General features: G+C 64.0%; 1 protein-coding gene. It reads right to left on the minus strand.

What is annotated here, in order from left to right:
- Positions 1–555, minus strand: a 555-nt coding sequence (locus NZ923_10810; protein ID MCS7230496.1) for a class I tRNA ligase family protein, incomplete at both ends; no start/stop codon positions are given.

Consider the following 555-nt stretch of genomic DNA (forward strand, 5'->3'; position numbering starts at 1 on the left):
AGCCGGGGTTGGCGCGCGCACCCACAACTCCCGCAGCGGCTGGCGCACTTTGATCCCCGCCGCTCGCCGCGCCGCGCGCCCGACGGAGACGGCCTTCAGCAGCACTTCGGTGTCTGCCACCAGGCGTTCTTCGAGCAACGCTTCGTTGACCTGCGGCCATGCGGCGAGGTGTACGCTCTCCGGCGCATCGGTCTGTCCCTCGTGACTCTCCAGGCCGACCAGGTTGCGGTAGATCGCCTCAGCAACGAACGGCACGAACGGCGCTGCCAGTTTCGCCACCGTGAGTAGACAAGTGTAGAGCGTCGCATATGCCGCCTGCTTGTCGCTGTCGTGCTCGCTCTTCCAGAAGCGCCGCCGATTGCGTCGCACATACCAGTTCGACAGTTCATCGACGAAATCTTCGATGGCGCGTCCCGCTGTCGTGACATCATACGCCTCGAATGCGTCGGTCACGGTGCGTACCAGGCTATTCAGCCGCGCCAGCGCCCACCGGTCGATGGGAATGAGGTTTGCAGGATTGAGATACTGCTCAACGCCGTCCTTTGTCGGCGTCCA

The sequence above is a fragment of the Candidatus Kryptonium sp. genome, from assembly GCA_025060635.1.
Classification (GTDB): Bacteria; Bacteroidota; Ignavibacteria; order Kryptoniales; family Kryptoniaceae; genus Kryptonium.